Annotated in this window: 19 protein-coding genes and 2 pseudogenes; 8 read left to right on the forward strand and 13 right to left on the reverse strand. The window is 24.5% G+C overall.

Going from position 1 to position 16,576, the window contains the following annotated elements; all coding sequences use genetic code 11:
* Nucleotides 1-337 precede the first annotated feature (337 nt).
* Nucleotides 338-1,000 (forward strand): hypothetical protein, encoded by a 663-nt coding sequence (locus tag HNP68_RS07795; RefSeq protein ID WP_183221001.1) that lies wholly within the window; start codon nucleotides 338-340, stop codon nucleotides 998-1,000.
* Between the two features lie 1,188 nt (nucleotides 1,001-2,188).
* Here HNP68_RS07795 and HNP68_RS07800 read toward each other — a convergent pair.
* Nucleotides 2,189-2,452 (reverse strand): helix-turn-helix domain-containing protein, encoded by a 264-nt coding sequence (locus HNP68_RS07800; RefSeq protein ID WP_183221000.1) that lies wholly within the window; start codon nucleotides 2,450-2,452, stop codon nucleotides 2,189-2,191.
* 240 nt (nucleotides 2,453-2,692) lie between these two features.
* On the opposite strand from HNP68_RS07800, the gene HNP68_RS07805 reads away from it, so the two are divergent.
* Nucleotides 2,693-3,376 carry a hypothetical protein gene (locus tag HNP68_RS07805; protein WP_183220998.1) on the forward strand — a complete coding sequence of 228 codons (684 nt, stop codon included), beginning with the start codon at nucleotides 2,693-2,695 and terminating at the stop codon, nucleotides 3,374-3,376.
* 131 nt (nucleotides 3,377-3,507) lie between these two features.
* On the opposite strand, the gene HNP68_RS07810 is transcribed toward HNP68_RS07805, so the two are convergent.
* Nucleotides 3,508-4,086 carry a hypothetical protein gene (locus HNP68_RS07810; RefSeq protein ID WP_183220996.1) on the reverse strand — a complete coding sequence of 193 codons (579 nt, stop codon included), beginning with the start codon at nucleotides 4,084-4,086 and terminating at the stop codon, nucleotides 3,508-3,510.
* Nucleotides 4,087-4,260: 174 nt separating this feature from the next.
* Between HNP68_RS07810 and HNP68_RS07815 the strand changes: the two genes are divergently transcribed.
* The 3 genes from HNP68_RS07815 (at nucleotide 4,261) to HNP68_RS07825 (ending at nucleotide 6,992) form a co-directional block, all read left to right on the forward strand.
* The gene (locus HNP68_RS07815; protein WP_221240649.1) at nucleotides 4,261-5,265 is read left to right on the forward strand and encodes a hypothetical protein; all 1,005 of its coding nucleotides are present in this window, start codon (nucleotides 4,261-4,263) and stop codon (nucleotides 5,263-5,265) included.
* 147 nt (nucleotides 5,266-5,412) lie between these two features.
* The gene (locus HNP68_RS07820) at nucleotides 5,413-5,739 is read left to right on the forward strand and encodes a hypothetical protein (protein WP_183220993.1); all 327 of its coding nucleotides are present in this window, start codon (nucleotides 5,413-5,415) and stop codon (nucleotides 5,737-5,739) included.
* 155 nt (nucleotides 5,740-5,894) lie between these two features.
* On the forward strand, nucleotides 5,895-6,992 hold the full coding sequence (locus tag HNP68_RS07825; protein WP_183220990.1) for a plasmid maintenance protein: 1,098 nt from the start codon (nucleotides 5,895-5,897) through the stop codon (nucleotides 6,990-6,992).
* A 220-nt stretch (nucleotides 6,993-7,212) separates the two neighbouring features.
* Here the strand turns inward: HNP68_RS07825 and HNP68_RS07830 are convergent, their stop codons facing one another.
* The 6 genes from HNP68_RS07830 to HNP68_RS07855 form a co-directional block, all read right to left on the reverse strand.
* The gene (locus HNP68_RS07830; protein ID WP_301380124.1) at nucleotides 7,213-7,446 is read right to left on the reverse strand and encodes a hypothetical protein; all 234 of its coding nucleotides are present in this window, start codon (nucleotides 7,444-7,446) and stop codon (nucleotides 7,213-7,215) included.
* Between the two features lie 46 nt (nucleotides 7,447-7,492).
* A complete protein-coding gene (locus HNP68_RS07835) occupies nucleotides 7,493-7,615 on the reverse strand; it encodes a hypothetical protein (RefSeq protein ID WP_272955324.1) in 123 nt (40 codons plus the stop codon).
* Nucleotides 7,616-8,084: 469 nt separating this feature from the next.
* Nucleotides 8,085-8,189: a helix-turn-helix domain-containing protein gene (locus HNP68_RS07840; RefSeq protein ID WP_235684938.1), complete on the reverse strand. Its 105-nt coding sequence runs from the start codon at nucleotides 8,187-8,189 to the stop codon at nucleotides 8,085-8,087.
* Between the two features lie 206 nt (nucleotides 8,190-8,395).
* The gene (locus HNP68_RS07845) at nucleotides 8,396-8,662 is read right to left on the reverse strand and encodes a DUF5425 family lipoprotein (protein ID WP_183220985.1); all 267 of its coding nucleotides are present in this window, start codon (nucleotides 8,660-8,662) and stop codon (nucleotides 8,396-8,398) included.
* Between the two features lie 250 nt (nucleotides 8,663-8,912).
* On the reverse strand, nucleotides 8,913-9,797 hold the full coding sequence (locus HNP68_RS07850) for a virulence associated lipoprotein (RefSeq protein WP_183221014.1): 885 nt from the start codon (nucleotides 9,795-9,797) through the stop codon (nucleotides 8,913-8,915).
* A 741-nt stretch (nucleotides 9,798-10,538) separates the two neighbouring features.
* Nucleotides 10,539-11,423: a virulence associated lipoprotein gene (locus tag HNP68_RS07855; protein ID WP_183220979.1), complete on the reverse strand. Its 885-nt coding sequence runs from the start codon at nucleotides 11,421-11,423 to the stop codon at nucleotides 10,539-10,541.
* A 227-nt stretch (nucleotides 11,424-11,650) separates the two neighbouring features.
* On the opposite strand from HNP68_RS07855, the pseudogene HNP68_RS07860 reads away from it, so the two are divergent.
* Nucleotides 11,651-12,165 (forward strand): annotated as a pseudogene (locus tag HNP68_RS07860) (RNA-guided endonuclease InsQ/TnpB family protein); the annotation flags it as partial.
* 251 nt (nucleotides 12,166-12,416) lie between these two features.
* On the opposite strand, the gene HNP68_RS07865 reads toward HNP68_RS07860, so the two are convergent.
* The 5 genes from HNP68_RS07865 to HNP68_RS07885 all read right to left on the reverse strand — a co-directional run bounded on the left by HNP68_RS07865 (nucleotide 12,417) and on the right by HNP68_RS07885 (nucleotide 14,731).
* Nucleotides 12,417-12,758 carry a type ISP restriction/modification enzyme gene (locus HNP68_RS07865; RefSeq protein WP_272955323.1) on the reverse strand — a complete coding sequence of 114 codons (342 nt, stop codon included), beginning with the start codon at nucleotides 12,756-12,758 and terminating at the stop codon, nucleotides 12,417-12,419.
* On the reverse strand, nucleotides 12,745-13,059 hold the full coding sequence (locus HNP68_RS07870; RefSeq protein ID WP_272955322.1) for a type ISP restriction/modification enzyme: 315 nt from the start codon (nucleotides 13,057-13,059) through the stop codon (nucleotides 12,745-12,747). Before HNP68_RS07870 ends, HNP68_RS07865 begins: the two co-directional genes overlap by 14 nt.
* Nucleotides 13,040-13,429 carry a type ISP restriction/modification enzyme gene (locus HNP68_RS07875; protein WP_301380118.1) on the reverse strand — a complete coding sequence of 130 codons (390 nt, stop codon included), beginning with the start codon at nucleotides 13,427-13,429 and terminating at the stop codon, nucleotides 13,040-13,042. Before HNP68_RS07875 ends, HNP68_RS07870 begins: the two co-directional genes overlap by 20 nt.
* 188 nt (nucleotides 13,430-13,617) lie before the next feature.
* Nucleotides 13,618-13,827 (reverse strand): hypothetical protein, encoded by a 210-nt coding sequence (locus tag HNP68_RS07880; protein WP_235684936.1) that lies wholly within the window; start codon nucleotides 13,825-13,827, stop codon nucleotides 13,618-13,620.
* A 670-nt stretch (nucleotides 13,828-14,497) separates the two neighbouring features.
* Nucleotides 14,498-14,731 carry an N-6 DNA methylase gene (locus tag HNP68_RS07885; RefSeq protein WP_420703287.1) on the reverse strand — a complete coding sequence of 78 codons (234 nt, stop codon included), beginning with the start codon at nucleotides 14,729-14,731 and terminating at the stop codon, nucleotides 14,498-14,500.
* Nucleotides 14,732-14,884: 153 nt separating this feature from the next.
* Between HNP68_RS07885 and HNP68_RS07890 the strand changes: the two are divergent.
* Both HNP68_RS07890 and HNP68_RS07895 read left to right on the forward strand, forming a co-directional pair.
* Nucleotides 14,885-15,025: pseudogene (locus HNP68_RS07890) on the forward strand (RNA-guided endonuclease TnpB family protein); the annotation flags it as partial.
* A gap of 184 nt (nucleotides 15,026-15,209) precedes the next feature.
* Nucleotides 15,210-16,289, forward strand: coding sequence for a ferrous iron transporter A (locus HNP68_RS07895; RefSeq protein ID WP_183220977.1), 1,080 nt, complete (start codon nucleotides 15,210-15,212; stop codon nucleotides 16,287-16,289).
* Nucleotides 16,290-16,576 lie beyond the last annotated feature (287 nt).

A 16,576-nucleotide genomic window follows, 5' to 3' on the forward strand; every position in this document is an offset into this window, starting at 1 on the left:
TCATATATTAATTATTTTAATGAATAAGAAATTTTGATATGGTTTCTAAAACTATTAAAAACAAAAGCTTTGATTATTTAAATAACAAAAATTCATTAATAAAATATTTAAACAGAAATTAAATAAATAAAAAGCCCTAAGAAATTTCTCTCTTAAGAACTTTTTATAAATGGTTAAAGGTTAAAGATAAGTTAAAATTTACAACAATTTAGAAAAAAAACAAAAATACAAATATTTTTTTATTGATATTGTATATCAATTGATATTGTATATCAATTGATATACAATATCAATTGATAGTATATAAATTATAATAATATGTTTTTAAGGGATAAAAATGCAACAAAAAATAATAAAAAACTATAATGAATATGCAATTGGAGGTATAAAAGAAACTTTCTTTGGGAATTCTCAATATGAAGCTAATTATCGAGCAAAAATAAATGGCTTTATAATAGATTTTTTCAAAATTCCCATAAGTCTAAAGAAAAAATATGAACTTAATATTAAAGCCCTTAGTGATCCTAATTTTTCATCCACTAATATTGCAATGAATTGCATAAATACTTTTAAACTTATAGTTGATGTTGTTAATATGCAAACTGGAGAAAATTACGATTACGACACATTTATTACAGAAACAGAAACAGAAAAAATGCTTAAATATGGAACAAAAATAATTGCCGCACTAGCAAGACACTTCGACGAAAAAAACAAAACTAACTTCAATGAAAGCTACTATGAATGGGAAAAAGGTTGGATAGATAAAAAATGGATAGATTATGAACCAACTGAAGCAGAGATTAAAGAGATTCAATCAATGAATCAAAAATTAAACCCTTTGAAGCTTAACAACGAAGAAAAAACATTTAACAAAGGACAAATAAAGCTCCTAAAATCCATCAATAAAATTAAAAATCAATCACAACAACATAACGTTAAATCAAACAGCACAGCTAAAAAATTAAAAGGAAATCGTAGAAAAGAGGTCAAAATTTAACATTTTGCTCAAAAACATCAAATTTATTTATTATTATTAAATAATATTTACAAAATTAAAAAAATAAAATATTATATATATAAGGTAGAAACCGATCTACCAACAGTCCCCAACACCCCTATTAATCCTCTCCAAATAAGATTAGGGGTAGGGACTTCTTTTTTGATAAAAATTAAAACATTCAACGCCTAAAGCAATAAGTTTATAGCAAATAGAAAAAATGAAAATCTAAAAAGCATAAACTAACTAAAAATTTAATTTCTATTAAGTGAATATAATATACAAAATTTCAATGAGATATCTAAGCTTTAATCAAGCTTAACGATAAAATTTCAACTTGATTAATATTAATTTTTTTTGCAAAAAAATTCTTTAAAAAAATTTTCAAAATACATGGTAATACTCAATTATTGAACTAATAATTGAGTATTAAATATTCTCCTTTTTTAAAATTAAAAGAATTTATTATCAATATTTACTTCATACCATACATTCTTTTAAATGAACCTCTTATCTTTAAGAGGTTTTCTTTTTATAGAGAACCCCAAAAATCAATTAAACCATTTGACATGAACTGCTATTTCTAAATTAAAGATTATAGAAATAACTTCTTGTTTCATTCCATGATAGCTTGTTAAGTTCTTAAGAACGATCATCCACTAGAACATGGACCACAAGCTTTGCTTCAGGCAGTTCCTGCCTTAGTTTTTATTTCCTTATAATAAAGAAGCTTTAAGATTTAGAGATGCATTTATATCTCTATCAATAAAATATTACAACCGCCACAAGTCCACTTAATATCACTTAATTTTAAAGTTGTATTTTAAATATCACAATTGTTATATAGTTTACTTGATAGGAAACGTCTATCTTATACAAATAGGCTCCAGACTACTATGATTATATGATAATTGCATTACAAACTCATGCCATCCTAAATCATTAACGCTTTTGCTAAACATTCCTTTTTGCATGCCTTAATATCTTTTTCTACTACTACATTTTTAATAACTTAATTACTCTTAATATTCCTATGTAGAGCTAACTTTACAAACCCTATTTTGGGTAATTTTATATAATCATTTTCTATTCTTATAGAGTTTTTTTGATTATTGGTTCTAAAAGTTTGTCTATTTTTCTTGCTTTTATATTTAGGAAATCCTTGTGTTCTATTTCCTTTTTTAATTTCTATAAAAAATTACCATAAGCAAAGCTTAAGCCAATCCATGCACTACAAAGAGCTAAACTATCAACTTCCTTTAAAAATGAAAATTCATTTTTATACTTACTTAGATTAACACTAAAACTTTCCTTATTCTTTTCATAATAGTCTTTCTTATCACTTAACATTTTGTTATGCAAAAATCTTACGTATCCAAATACTTTTAAAAAATATTTCTTTTGATTGATGTTGGGATATATTCTGTACTGATAAGCTTTATTAGCAATCATAATTTTTTAAATTATTATATTATATTATAACTTACGTTACAAATTCACCTCCACCTAAATTTTATAGAAATTATAGGTGGAGTATTCTTTGTTATGTTTTGATAAAATAAAGAAAGAGATTTTCTCTAGAAAATCAATAAAAAATACTTATATCTCTAAAATTTTTATAAATTTCAGACTTAATAGATAAAAACAGTTTACTATAATTATTAAAGACTGCTATCATATAATAAGTACATAATGAAAAGCAAAACTTTTATATTCTTAATTTTTTTGATTCAAAATTTAGCAATATATGCTCATAACACAAACTATGAATTTAAACAAACTAAAATTAAAAATTTAAAAGGAATATTTATTAATTACAAAGTCTATCTAACAGATAATTTAGCAATTGATAATGTAAAAACCTTAAACCATGTTTCCACATTCAAAATCAATCTTGTTATTGATAAAAAAATTGCATCTTCTATTAAAAATGAGGAAGATGTAATTAGAGCCGGAAATGACTGTGGAATCTTTTTGGAATTTCAAATCAACAACCGCACATATTATACCAAATTTTCATCGATAAAATATATTTTAAAAGCAATTGAAAGCTTTACCCAAATCAAAAATACAATCAATAATTTAGAAATTAAAAACCTTGATGGGAATGGAATTTTTTTATATAAAAACGGTCTATCATACAATTTAAAAACAGATTTTCAAGAAAAAGCAATATTTGTAAATTTTCTCGGCTTCAAAGATAATACCGGAAGACCTTACTTTATTTTTTACTATGATAGTATAGATAATAAAGATAAAAATTTAAAAACAATTTTAATTTCCTTTGAAGAGTTCCACAATGGAATAAGAGAAGGTCTATTCTTACTGAGAAATGAAAAAGCCATATTAGAATTCATCAACCTTTCAAAGGATTAACACAATAGATAATATAAAAACAAGTTTTTTGATATTATCAAAAAACTTCTTGTTTATACTAAATGCTCTTAATTTATTCCTTTCTGGCAAATAATCATTTAACTTGGGCTTAAAAATTGCTCAAACTCAAGTCAACTCACACCAAGTTCTTTAGCTTTTAAATTAAAATCATCCAAAAACTTTTTAAACGAGATCTTACTAAAACTTACAACAACATCATTCCTAAACGCATAAATTCTAAATGCCGCTATATTGTCATTACCCAAAGCAACAAATTTCATAAATTCACTTTCTGAAATATCAAATTTATAAATTTCTACCTTAATATTTTTTTCAGTAATCACTGTTGTATAATCATAAGGAAAATATGAATCATAAAAATCGCTATAATAAACAACACGTTTGCTGTTCTCTGAAACCAACTCCCCTTTAGACTCAAATCTAGTATCTGTGATTATTTTTTCAAGCTTTATTTGACTAGAATTTCTAGCTTCAACTTTAACTAAAATAAAATATTCCCTTTTGTTTTTTAACTTATCATATTTAATAGAAATCACAGACTTAAATGTCCCATCTCTAGAATAATTTACCCCAATATCATATTGTGAATCTAATACTTGAGAAAACCTATCATAAGCTATTTGATAAGTTTGGCAAGAAATTAAAAAAAATACCAAAATAAAATTTTTTACAACAAACTTTGCATTCATTAAAATCCCCTTTAGTTTATCTTATATTTATTTTTAAAAAATTTCTCAAAATCAGAAAATTAAATAGTATAATAAATTCAAATAAAAACATTCTAATTTTACAGCTTGAATTAAAATTAAAAAGCTATTATTATTAGGTGTTGTTCTAACAAAAACCATTAAAAAGATTAGGCTATGTCTAATCCCAATTTATATAAATTTCAAAGTGCATCTATAGGAGAAATCGTGTATACTGACCCAAGGTCAATTATTAATACTTACTTTGTAAAAAACAAAAAAATATTCATTATCAATCCCATAGCTTTTAAATTCGAACTTAATTTTGAAAAAATTATAAAAAAAAACTCAAAAGAGAATATACCACTCAAAACATTTAAAGGTGGAATTATTAGCTTAAAATTAAGGTCAAATGAATTTTCTAAATTACCAAAAGACATTCTAAAAGGAAAACTTGAATTTTACATTAACTATGTAAGTGAAGAAAAACTTAAAATAGTTCACGATATGATGGCAGTAAAAGTTTATAAAATTGATTTAAACACTATCAATAAAGATGAAATCTACCAAATAGAACTTAAAATAATTGGTTCTATTTATAGAAAAGAAAATATTGAAAATGCATTTATTCCTATTATAAAAAATAACAATACTTACCTTTTTGAAAACAAAGCAAACAACCAAAAAGTTAATTTGCTATTAAAAGGTATCAATAAGATTATTGAACTTCCTTTCTTAACAAGAATCAGCTATTCAAATATCAAAATTATCAATAATGCCGATATAAAAACTAGTGAAAATTTAAATGTAAACATTAAAACAACAAACAGGATGTTACTAAATCTGAGCACAAAAATTTACGAAGAACTAATCTTAACAAATTCAAATCAAATAAAAACTATCAATAACAAACAGAAAATTCTAAAAACGTTAAGATCTTTTATCGAAAATGAAAACGGATTGGGGGGCAAAATAAGAGTAATATTCTTGGGAAAAACAAATTTTTTGAATAAAAATTCAAACTTAAATAACTTAGACTTTGTATTAAATGACATCAATATTATACAAGAAAATAGCTATATCAAAATTGACATCACTTTACTAGAGGATAAAATTGAAAAAAAATACTTAAACCAAACCCCAAACATAAATACATTTCTTAATAATGTCAAATTATTGTGAATTTCTTGGTCAGACAAATTGCTGTAATCATCCCCACCTACAATATCTAACAACTTTTAACACAAACTTTATCAAAAATATTTAACATAATCCACCTCCTTGAAACTAGCATACAATATATAATAAAATGAAATCAATGAGGTATGTATGTTAAGTATTAACGGTGTAAGACTTTATTCTTTAAAAGAATTCCAAAATATATTAGAAGATTCTTATAATCTTTCAATTAGCAAAAATACTATATCTAAAAAATCAAAAATTTTAAAATGCGCAATCCATATAGACAACCGTCCTTACCTTTTAGAAGATTTTTGTACATACTTTTTAATGGACTTTAGAAGGCCAAAGCCTATAACAAATAGCATGAAAGAAACAATTCAATTAAGAATTGAACAAGCAAAAAAAATAATGAATCGAAAATCTACAAAACATGAAATACAAATTGTTTCCAAACACATGGGTCATATTTTATAATCTATCATATTGACATTTCAAAAGCATTGTTATAAACTATAACAAAAAGCTGATTATTTTGCTTGCAAAACATTAAAAACCTAAAAGGCAAGCCATATAATTGGAAAAGCTTCTGAAACTACAACAAATTTCACTTCAGAAGCCAGGATAAGATAATGATAATAAAAATAAGAAATAATGTCAATAAAAATTTCAATAATCTCATAACATTAGAAGAGCTTCTAAAGCAGAACCAAAAAAACACCAACTCTAATTTAATAGAATTAAAACAATCAAGACTAAAATCATATTTAACTAAAAAAAAGACTATATACAAAAGAATCCTCAAAGTATGCTGGGCAATTGAACTTAAAAACAAAGAATACCATAAATCTAACAAACTTAAAACATATTCTACAATAGAAATATACAATATCGTTAACAAATGTCTTTCAAAAGATAATCAAAAAACATCAATCAGAACCTTAGAATATGACATATCATTTTTAAATAAAGCACTATTAATAACAACCAAACTTAAGCATTTGGGCAAAGATAATGGAAGCTTTGCATTTTATATACAGAATAAAAATCTTTGGAAACACCGTTTTAAAGTTATACAAGAAATAATTAATGAAGAAATTAAAGAATATTTGAAAGACAAAAAAATAGTATCTGATTTTTCTAAAGAAATTGACAATACTATAAAAAAGAATAATATAAAACCTAAAAGCTCAATTGCAGATGAATCAATTGCAGATGTTATACCTAAAGGTACAAAAGATATATATAAGATAAAGAATTCTATAAGAAAAAAACCTGAAAAAATGAACAAAATATCCTACAAAGAATATATCACAAAAAAACTAATGAAAGTGCATAAAATAAAAAAGCTTCAAATAACAAAAATACTAAAAATAAGTAACAATGAAAAAACTTATATAAATGCATTAAGAAATTTAAAATCGGCAATAGAAAAATATAAAAAAGAATATGAAATCGAAGACATTTCAAGGCATTTCATAAAAGAATTTAAAAATAAATATAGTAAAAAAATATGGATGATGAACGGAAAAACCGATAAAATCAATGATTTTAACGAAATTTGGGAAAAAAGATTTAAAAAAACATTTTTGAACAAAAGTTTAAAAGAAAATAATAAAAACTACTATTTGAAAAACAAAAAAAATATTTTTAACCACGAAAAAAAAATAAATTTATTTTTTTCCAATAACAAAGGTTTTAAAAAAATAAACAAAATTGAAATTAATTAAAAAAATATTTTGGTCGAAACCTACAATGCACTTAAACAAAATATTTACAATAACAAAGAAGACATTGTATAGGTTTGCGATATAAAAATGATCTAAATAATCTTTAAAATTTAGAGATACATTTATATTTCTATCATACAAAATATTACAACTTCCACAAGTCCGCCTAATATCAATCAGTTTTAGAGCTGCATTTTTAATACTATAATTGTTACATAGTTTAATTGGTGAGAATATTTATCAACTTTATGCAAATGTATCCAGACAACTCCGATTCATATGATAATTGCCTTATAAACTCATACCATTCATACCATCCTAAATCATTAACGCTTTTACCAAGTATTCCTTTTTGCATATCGTTAATTGATAAGGTTTCTATTACTATATTTTTATAATTAGCTACAAAATAATAAAACAATTTATATAAAAAATCTTTTCTTTGATCTGAAATTTTCCTATGTAACTTGGCAACTCTTAATCTAAATTAAGCTCTATTTCTAGAGCTCTTTTGTTTTTTTGATAGCTTTTCTTTTGTATTTCTTAAGTTTTCGTTCGGTTTTTAGTAAATATTTAGGATGATTGATCTTCTCACCTTCACTACTTCCCAGAAAATTCCTCATGCTAATATCGATACTAACTATCTCTTTTTTATTGCATGCATTTAATTTTATCCTTATTTTTTAACATCTAAGCATTTAAATGCCACTGAAATATAATATTTGTCATCAATATCTTTTTCTACTACTACATTTTTAATAACTTTATTACTCTTAATGTTCCTATGTAAGGCTAATTTTACAAACCCTATTTTGGGTAATTTTATATAATCATTTTCTATTCTTATAGAGTTTTTTTGATTATTAGTTCTAAAGGTTTGCCTAATTTTTTTACTTTTATATTTAGGAAATCCTTGTGTTCTATTTCTTTTTTAATCTCTCTAAAAAATTTACTATAAGCAGAGTTTAGGTCAACCCATGCGCTGCAAAGAGTTAAACCATCAACTTTCTTTAAAAATGGAAATTAATTTTTATACTTAATGGGATTAATACACTAAGACTTTTCTTATTCTTTTCATAATAGTCTTTCTTATCACTTTGTTATACAAAATCTTAAATATCCAAATACTTTTGGAAAATATTTCTTTTCATTGATGTTAGGATATATTCTGTACTTATAAGCTTTATGAGCACTCATTATTTTTTAAAATTATTAAATTATATTGTACCTTAAGTTACAAATTCATCCCTACCTAAATTTCATAGAAATTATAGGCGGGGTATTTTTTGTTATTTTTTGATAAAGCAAATAGAAATGCTAAAGCTACAAATATGGACACAAGTTAAAAGTTTTTGCAATTGGATGATAAGCAGAGCATTCTTATGTTTTTTTGATAAAATTGATTATTTTATTTTGCAAGATGAATAGGTTCTACTATAGGAATTTGAATAATTAGATGCTCTAGAATAATAAGAATTATTTCTGCTATTATCATCTTTGATTTGATAATTTTTAAACTCCCTAGACTCTTTTTTACTTGAGCATTTGTAATCTAAATCACCATCCATTTTGTTTTTGTTTTGATCGTTATTTATTGATAAATCACAACTTAATACCAATAAGGATATTGACATTATAAACAGTAATGGGATAATAAACTTTTTGTCCATAAATTTTTTTATTCTCCTGTTTTAATAATTAATATTTACTTTTCAAAAACTACAAATTAGTATAAGTAAATATACTTCAATAGTTAATTAGTATTCTTTATTTTATTCGTTAGTTGCTATTAATTCAACCAAAATTATGCAAGAAATTTTAAGAATTATTTAAAGTTGATAAAAACTCCAGGATAATGATGTCTTATAAAAAACATGGGACTATTTTAAGATTGATACTGTAAAAAAAAAGATGATAATTTCAATACATAACCTTTAAGGTATGTATTGAAAAGATATTATTTTTTAACTTTGCTGCTTCTTCGGTTTTTTCTATAATTTGTTTAAAAATTTCATGTATATGAGATTCAAGTTTAGTAGTATTTGTTTTTATAAGATTTTTATCATTTTGATAATCTAATAAAAGTTGGTTTAATATGTTTGAAACGATTTTTTTTATAGATAATAATTTTTCAAATGAATTTTTAAGATTCTCTAAGTCTGAAGTATTTAGTATGTCTAGTGTGTCTTTTTTGGAATATAGGCGAACAATCACGGCGTTTAAAGTACTTCCAAAATTTTTAAAGATGTTAAATAGGTCAGATGCTTGATGTGCCGATATTATGATTTCTGAAAGGTCCTTTAATTTATTAGTATTAATAGCGCTTAAGGCCTCATAAATAGATTTTCTGTATTTTTTAGATCTTTCGGTATTATCAGCTAGTGTTTCTTTTGGTGAATTTGGCCAATGCAATTCTTTGAAAGCTGCTATTTCATATTGGTTTGAAGGTTCTTCTTCAAATTTTTTTATATCTGCTATAGCTGTTTCTATTGAATTTCTTAAATCAGTAAGTAGTGTGTTTTTTGCTCTTTGACTTTGGGTTACTTCTTGACTTTGGGTTACTTCTTGACTTTGGGTTACTTCTTGACTTTGGGTTACTTCTTGACTTTGGGTTACTTCTTGACTTTGGGTTACTTCTGTTTTAGGGGTTAATCCCTTTTTATTGGATTTTAGTCTTTTCTTATTAGATTTTAATCCCTTTTTACTATAGTAAGACCCCGCATCTTTTTGATTGGTGTTTAAATCTGGATTGCAAGCGTTTAAAAATAGAAAAACCAAGATGCTTACAATTATATTATATTTCATAAATATTCTCCTTGCTTAAAATCTAAAATGTAATACTTAGTATAATTCAATATCAGTATAATACAATATCTAATATAATATTATATTAAAAATGTAGTATTGTAATAGTCATAATAGTATTTTCATTACCAGAAATGTTATAGTATGCTAAGGTTTAGGATATGGACTAGATAAAATTTATATTTTTTAACGCATTCGATTTAAAGCTTTTCTATTTTGGATTAGCTATACTTATTAAGTAGTAGTTCCCATTGCGATATCTATCATAACAACTGTTGTTATAATGCTAATTACTAGGTTTTTCAAATAATAGTTATTAAAAATTTTTTACTCAGCAATGATTAATTAAGAAAAAAGATTTTAAATATAAGTTATTTTTGTAATTTACGGAATTATTGTAGATTCCTCTTTTCTTTTTGATTTTGCAATCAGAGGGTAAAAAATTTTTAGCTGTTTGGTTATTAATTTGATGTTGTGATATGCCAGTTTAGCATAAAAGTTTTTGCCGTTTGAATAGGCATTATTGAAAATCTTTTTGATCTAAAATTATTTCCTTCTTTCTATCAAGGGAGTTTGATAGACGTCATGAAAAGCATATTTAAATCAATAATCAATTAAAAAACTTGTCTCCATTTAAGTTTAGTGTAAATTAACGGTTATAAATTTTTTGTAATCTTAAAGCGTTAAGCCCATCTTTAATGAAAGATAGGCTGTTATATTATGATAATTTTAATAGATATTTTAAATATCCTTTCTAAATAAAGATAATATTTCATTTCTTACTTCTCTTGCCTCTTTAATTTTTTCCCAAATTTGATTATCAAGTGTTTTTATATAAGATTCAATCTTAGTGCTATCTGTTTTGATAGAATTTATATCGTTTTGATAATTTAATAAAAGTTGGTTTATCATTTCTGATATGTTTGTTTTTATAGATAAAAATTTTTCGAACAAATTTTTAAGCTTTTCTAATTTTGAAATTTCTAGTTCGTGTAAGGTATCTTTTTTAGGATATAAGGCAAGAATCATTTCGTCTGGAATATGTCCAAATTCTAGAATGCTGTTAAATATGAATTCGTATTTTTTTGACAAGATTATAATTTCTGAAAGTTCCTTTAATTTACTAATATCAATGTCATTTAAGGCGCAATAAAATGCTTTTCTCTCTTGTTTAGATCTTTCGGTATTATCTGCGAATGATTCATATTGTGAGTCTGGCCTAATTGGCATTGTGGGAGGCTTCTTAGTTCCATATTGTGAGTCTGCCCAAATTGACATTTTGAAAAGCTCCTTCATTCCATATTGGTCTGAAGGCTCTTCTTCCAATTTTTTTTCATAATTTTTTCTATCCGTATTAGCTTTTTCTAGTAAATTTTTCAAATCATCAATCAGTGTACTTTTTGTTTTTTTATTAGGATCTTCTTCTTGATTTTGTGCTATTTCTTGATTTGGTTTTGCTTCTTGATTTTGGGTTGCTGCTGTTTTAGGGTTTAATCTATTTTTATTGGATTTTAGTCTTCTTTTACTGGATTTATACCCCATATCTTTTTTATCGGTGTTAAAATCAGGATTACAAGCATTTAAAAATAGAAAAACGAATATGCTTGCAATTGTACTATATTTCATAAATATTCTCCTTAATTATAATTTAGTATTAATACAATATTATATTAATATAATTCAATATTAATATAATTCAATATTAATTATAATAATATTTTTATTACAATAAGTTTATGGTATTTTAAGATTTTACAAAATTTATTTTGATATTATTTAGATTAATTTTTATTTATTGAAATCATATTATGTGTCATAGCGAACATAAGGTCTTTTTTGGTTGAGTAGTTTAGGGTGATAAAATCAATCATCCTAAATATTTACTAAAAAATGAAAGAAAACTAAAGAAAACTATCAAAAAAACAAAAGGGTTCTAGAAATAGAGCTTAATCTAGATTAAGAGTTGCTGAGTTATATAGGAAAACTTCAAATCAAAGAAAAGATTTTTTATATAAATTGTCTTATTATTTTGTAGCTAATTATAAAAATATAGTAATAGAAAACTTATCAATTAAAGGTATGCAAAAAGGAATGCTTGGTAAAAGCGTTAATGATTTAGGATGGTATGCGTTTGTAAGGCAATTATCATATGAATCGGAGTTGCCTGGATACATTTGCATAAAGTTGATAGATATTCTCACCAATTAAACTATGTAACAATTGCAGCATTAAAAATGCAACTCTAAAACTGAGTGATATTAGGCGGACTTGTGGCAGTTGTAATATTTTGCATGATAGAAATATAAATGCATCTCTAAATCTTAAAGATTATTATAAGGAAATAAAAACTAAGGCAGGAGCTGCCTGAATTAAAGCTTTTGGACCATGCTCTAGTGGATGGTAGTTATTAAGAGCCTAAAAAGCTATCATGTTATGAAACAAAAAGCTATTTTCATAATCTTTGATTTAGGAATAACAGTTCACATTTTAAAATTGTCAACAAAGGCTATTTGGTATTAGGTTATATAAGTTATTCTTTATTAAAAATCAAAAGGGAAAAGATTAAATCGAAGCCCTTGTAAAAGGATATGAAAATTATTTGTTAGGTGCGCAGGAGATTCAATTGTTTGACTGTATAGCAGCTTGCCCAGTAAATTCTTTAAGAGTGGATATAATACTATCAATTTCTTTTTGAATGTTTATTGTGTAGTTAAGTACTTTAATAACTTTTTCGATATGTTCAATTTCGTCTTCATTTTCGTTAACATTAAGCTCTCTACCTTTTCTATACTTTAGATAACTTTTAAGAACTTGATAACTTCCAATCATATATTCATAAACTTCTTTAGATACATTGGTAAAACAACATGTTGAATTATAGTAAAGTTCATTATTATCTTCTTTATAAGCAATTTTATCTACAATTCGGTTATGGTCTCCGGCGTGATTACCTATTATCAAGTTTTAAATTATCTTTCAGTAAATGAGAATTAATTAGGTTAGTTCCAAGCTTACTAAGCTTTAAAAATATATCTACATTATCTACAAAAATAATCTTAGGAAAGTCTATTTTTAAAAATTCAATGAAACGAGTTCTGTAAATATTTGAATAAAGAATTGAGTAAATATATCCAAGTATTTCTTCTGGAGTAAATTCTTTATTATATTTGACATTAATAAAATTTCTAAAAGAATTTTCCTTATCTTTTTCATCTTTTTTGAAGTTTTCTTTTATTATATCTTTAAATCCTATTTGAAACAAAACATTTATCTGAAATCCTAGAAGTAATTAAAGTGTGTTGAAAACTATCTGTTGTTAAGAGTCTTGTTGTAACAAGCCCTATATTATTTTCAATTTTTAAAATATATTTCATTGTTTTATATCTCGGCTCTACTACAACCCCTTTACTTTTAGAATAATAAGTAAATCTACCATCAAATGGTCTATATGATATTTCTTTAATATAATTTTCATTAAAATTGGTATTTTTTAAAAATTTTTGAATTTCTGTTAATTTCCAAAACATAGAATCTTTTTCTATATCATATTTGTTTCTTGTATCTTGTTCAGATAAATTTGCAAATTCTTTGAGTTTATCCATAAGGGTATCTTTTGTAAAATCAAGAGCCACTTTATCTTTCCTAGTTGCTATTCCAACATTAAATTCATCAAAAATATCTATTAAAGATTTTCCTTTATTATAAATATTTTCAATTGAAAAATCTTTTTTAATAAAAAAATAATTAGGCGAACTATATTTAAGTTTTTCAAAATCAAAAGTAAAAATATTATTTTTATTTAAGAATTCATACTTTTTTTCTATTTTACCTTTATGCTGTTGTAATAAATATTAGCTAACTTATTCTTTTTTTCTTTATATTTAACAAAAATAGCAATTGAAACTCCAGTTTGAATATCAAATACATTTTCATCTACACTTCCATCTTCAGTTTTTTCTTTTTTACGTGAGCTACCATGTAGATTTAGAATATAAATCTCATCAAAAGTTTTAAGTAAATGATATCTCATGCCTCTAAATGTTATATTATCAAGGTATCCGTTGTTTGTAACAATACCAAGAAGTCCTTCTTCACTGCTTTTAATACTTAGGAATCTTTCTTTATTATCCTCTAATTTATTCTCTGCAAACCTAATAAATTTAACATAATCATTATTAAGTGTTTTAGTATTTCTTTCATTTATAGATTCATTTTCTATTTTTTTATAATCATTAACTAAATTTAATATATTCCTTATTATTTTTTTGATTCTGCACTATAAGGTGGATTGCCTAGTATTACAAGTATGGAATTACGCTTAACTTCATTTGCTTCCTTGGTTTCTTTTGCAATTTCTTTAAAAAAAGAAAAAGAAAAAAATTTTTGATCTGCAATTTTTTTAAGTCAAGAGTATTGGTTAAATATACTCTAAGCCTTAAATCCTTATTAAAGTCAACTTTACAAACTTCTTTTAAATACTGGCTTAATTTAAGGTGTGCTTAGCATAAGGTGCCATTAAATATTCAAAACCATAAATATTTTTTAAAATATGAAAATTAATATAATCTTCTTGTCTTCCAGATTCTTTTTTAATTTCTTTTAGTATTATAGTTCGAATAACTTCAAGTAAAAATGTACCAGTACCTACTGCAAAATCAAGTACAGTAACTTTATCTTTGTTTGCAAGACCATGTCTTAGCTTAAATTTTTTTTAAGTATTTCATTAAACTGCTGACAATAAAACTGACAACAGGTTGTGGAGTGTAGTAAACCCCTTTTGTTTTTCTTAAATTAGCATTGTACTTAGAAAGAAAATATTCATAAAAATAAAGGTATAGATCTTTCGGATTTCTTTTATTACTGATGAATGAGAATTCATTAAAAATAAGATCAGTATCAATATTATTTACTATGTTTATAATACTTTCTAAAATCCATTTTAAATAATTGAATTCACTATCTTTAAGTTATAATATTTTGTATTAATGAAAAATTAGTAGGTATAAAGCTTTCTATACTAATAAAATCAATTTCTGTATTGCTTTGATGGATATTTTTTTATTAAATAAACTGTAACAATTGAGGTATTAAAACATATAACGCTAAATTTAAGTTATATTAGATGGACTCGTATCGGTTGTAATATTTTGCATGATAGAGATATAAATTCATCTATAAATCTTAAAGCTTATTATAAGGAAATAAAAACTAAGGCAGGAACTGCCTGAAGTTAAGCTTGTGGACTATGCTCTAGTGAATGGTCGTTCATTTTTAAAGAATCTAAAAAGTTATCATGGAATGAAACAAGAAGCTATTTCTATAATCTTTGATTTTAAAATAACAGGCTATTAACTTTTGGTAGAAATCTGACTTAAAATGTATTATGATTAACTTTAAAGGAGAGGGGAAAATATGAGAGTTGAAAACAAATATTTAGCTTTGGGATTGCTTTTTGGTTTTATCAGTTGCGATTTATCCATGAAAAATGAAATGAAAGAGGAATCTCTTGGTTTACTTGGCGATAAGAATTCTATTTTAGATACTAATGAGGCATCTATTAAAAAAATCTTAATGAAAGGCAAAAGTGGAGTTGATAAAAATAAATATAAAGACAAAGACGGTAAAGGTAGCAGCAAAGAAACATTTAATTATCCTGTAAAAAAGTCTACTAATAATAGTAATTTATTACAAAAAACTGTAATGTCAGAAGAAAATAACTTAAATTCCAAGTTATCGGTAGAACAATCCAAAAAACCTAAAAAAGAAGAAATGCAAAGGCAACGAGATGATTGTGAAGGAATAACTCTTGGTGGAAGTTTGAATTTCTCTTCTCTTAAAGGCGAAAGTGGGGAATTGAAAGAAATTATTGAAAGCAATGAAATTGATTTCAATATCTATTCTAATTTAGGATTGAATGGTGGGTCAATTCCTATTTCATCAATCTATGAAATAGAGGAAGAGAATTATTATGATTGGAGCGATTATTATGACTATTACAAGTATTATTATAATTACGACGATTCTTATGCAGAAATAAAATTAAGCAATCGATATGAATCTTATCTAAAAAGTGTTGAATATAATGTAAACTTAGCAATTAAAACAATTAATGAGATATATGATGATTATACATTATTTTTAACAAAGCAAACACAAAGGTATTCCACATTCCTCGACAGAGATGCTAAAGTCAAAGCTGAAGAAGAAGCTAAAGAGCTTACAAAAGAAAAGCTTAAACACGACCTTGAAAATTTGTTATATTATATTCAAGTAAGTGTAAAAGCTTCACAAAATTTTATATACATAAGCGAAATAGGGGCAAGAAACAGATTGGCTAAAATTGAAAACGAAGTAAAAAATTTAATTTCAAAAGTCGAAAAACAATCTCACCCGTATGAAGCATATAAAGAAACCCCAACTACAGTTCTATTAGTTAGAGATTCTCTTAAAAAAGTGCAAACTACCATTGGTAAAAATGGTGTTTGGTATTAATGAAAAAATAACAAAGAATATCCCACCTATAATTTATGATAATTTATGATAATTTATGATAATTTATGATAATTTATGATAATTTATGATAATTTATGATAATTTAGGTGGAGATGAATTTGTTTGAGATTTTGTGTGGAATAAATTTACATTTTTAAAAATATCAAGTTTTAAGTTTCAATTTTGAAGGTAAATTTTTTACTTTTAGGTGAGAATATTTATACTAATAACAAATTATATATATAATTTGTTATTAGTATAAATATTCTCACCTAAAAGTAAAAAAT

This window comes from Borreliella yangtzensis, assembly GCF_014201775.1.
In the GTDB taxonomy this organism is placed as follows: domain Bacteria; phylum Spirochaetota; class Spirochaetia; order Borreliales; family Borreliaceae; genus Borreliella; species Borreliella yangtzensis.

Bases quoted from the DNA above. Each gene is read 5' to 3' on its own strand.
- HNP68_RS07825 (WP_183220990.1), top strand. From the start codon at position 5,895: ATGATAATAAAAATAAGAAATAATGTCAATAAAAATTTCAATAATCTC.
- HNP68_RS07835 (WP_272955324.1), bottom strand. From the start codon at position 7,615: ATGAGGAATTTTCTGGGAAGTAGTGAAGGTGAGAAGATCAATCATCCT.
- HNP68_RS07805 (WP_183220998.1), top strand. From the start codon at position 2,693: ATGAAAAGCAAAACTTTTATATTCTTAATTTTTTTGATTCAAAATTTA.
- HNP68_RS07795 (WP_183221001.1), top strand. From the start codon at position 338: ATGCAACAAAAAATAATAAAAAACTATAATGAATATGCAATTGGAGGT.
- HNP68_RS07840 (WP_235684938.1), bottom strand. From the start codon at position 8,189: ATGAGTGCTCATAAAGCTTATAAGTACAGAATATATCCTAACATCAAT.
- HNP68_RS07850 (WP_183221014.1), bottom strand. From the start codon at position 9,797: ATGAAATATAATATAATTGTAAGCATCTTGGTTTTTCTATTTTTAAAC.
- HNP68_RS07845 (WP_183220985.1), bottom strand. From the start codon at position 8,662: ATGGACAAAAAGTTTATTATCCCATTACTGTTTATAATGTCAATATCC.
- HNP68_RS07895 (WP_183220977.1), top strand. From the start codon at position 15,210: ATGAGAGTTGAAAACAAATATTTAGCTTTGGGATTGCTTTTTGGTTTT.
- HNP68_RS07800 (WP_183221000.1), bottom strand. From the start codon at position 2,452: ATGATTGCTAATAAAGCTTATCAGTACAGAATATATCCCAACATCAAT.
- HNP68_RS07815 (WP_221240649.1), top strand. From the start codon at position 4,261: ATGTCTAATCCCAATTTATATAAATTTCAAAGTGCATCTATAGGAGAA.
- HNP68_RS07810 (WP_183220996.1), bottom strand. From the start codon at position 4,086: ATGAATGCAAAGTTTGTTGTAAAAAATTTTATTTTGGTATTTTTTTTA.
- HNP68_RS07880 (WP_235684936.1), bottom strand. From the start codon at position 13,827: ATGAGATATCATTTACTTAAAACTTTTGATGAGATTTATATTCTAAAT.
- HNP68_RS07855 (WP_183220979.1), bottom strand. From the start codon at position 11,423: ATGAAATATAGTACAATTGCAAGCATATTCGTTTTTCTATTTTTAAAT.
- HNP68_RS07820 (WP_183220993.1), top strand. From the start codon at position 5,413: ATGTTAAGTATTAACGGTGTAAGACTTTATTCTTTAAAAGAATTCCAA.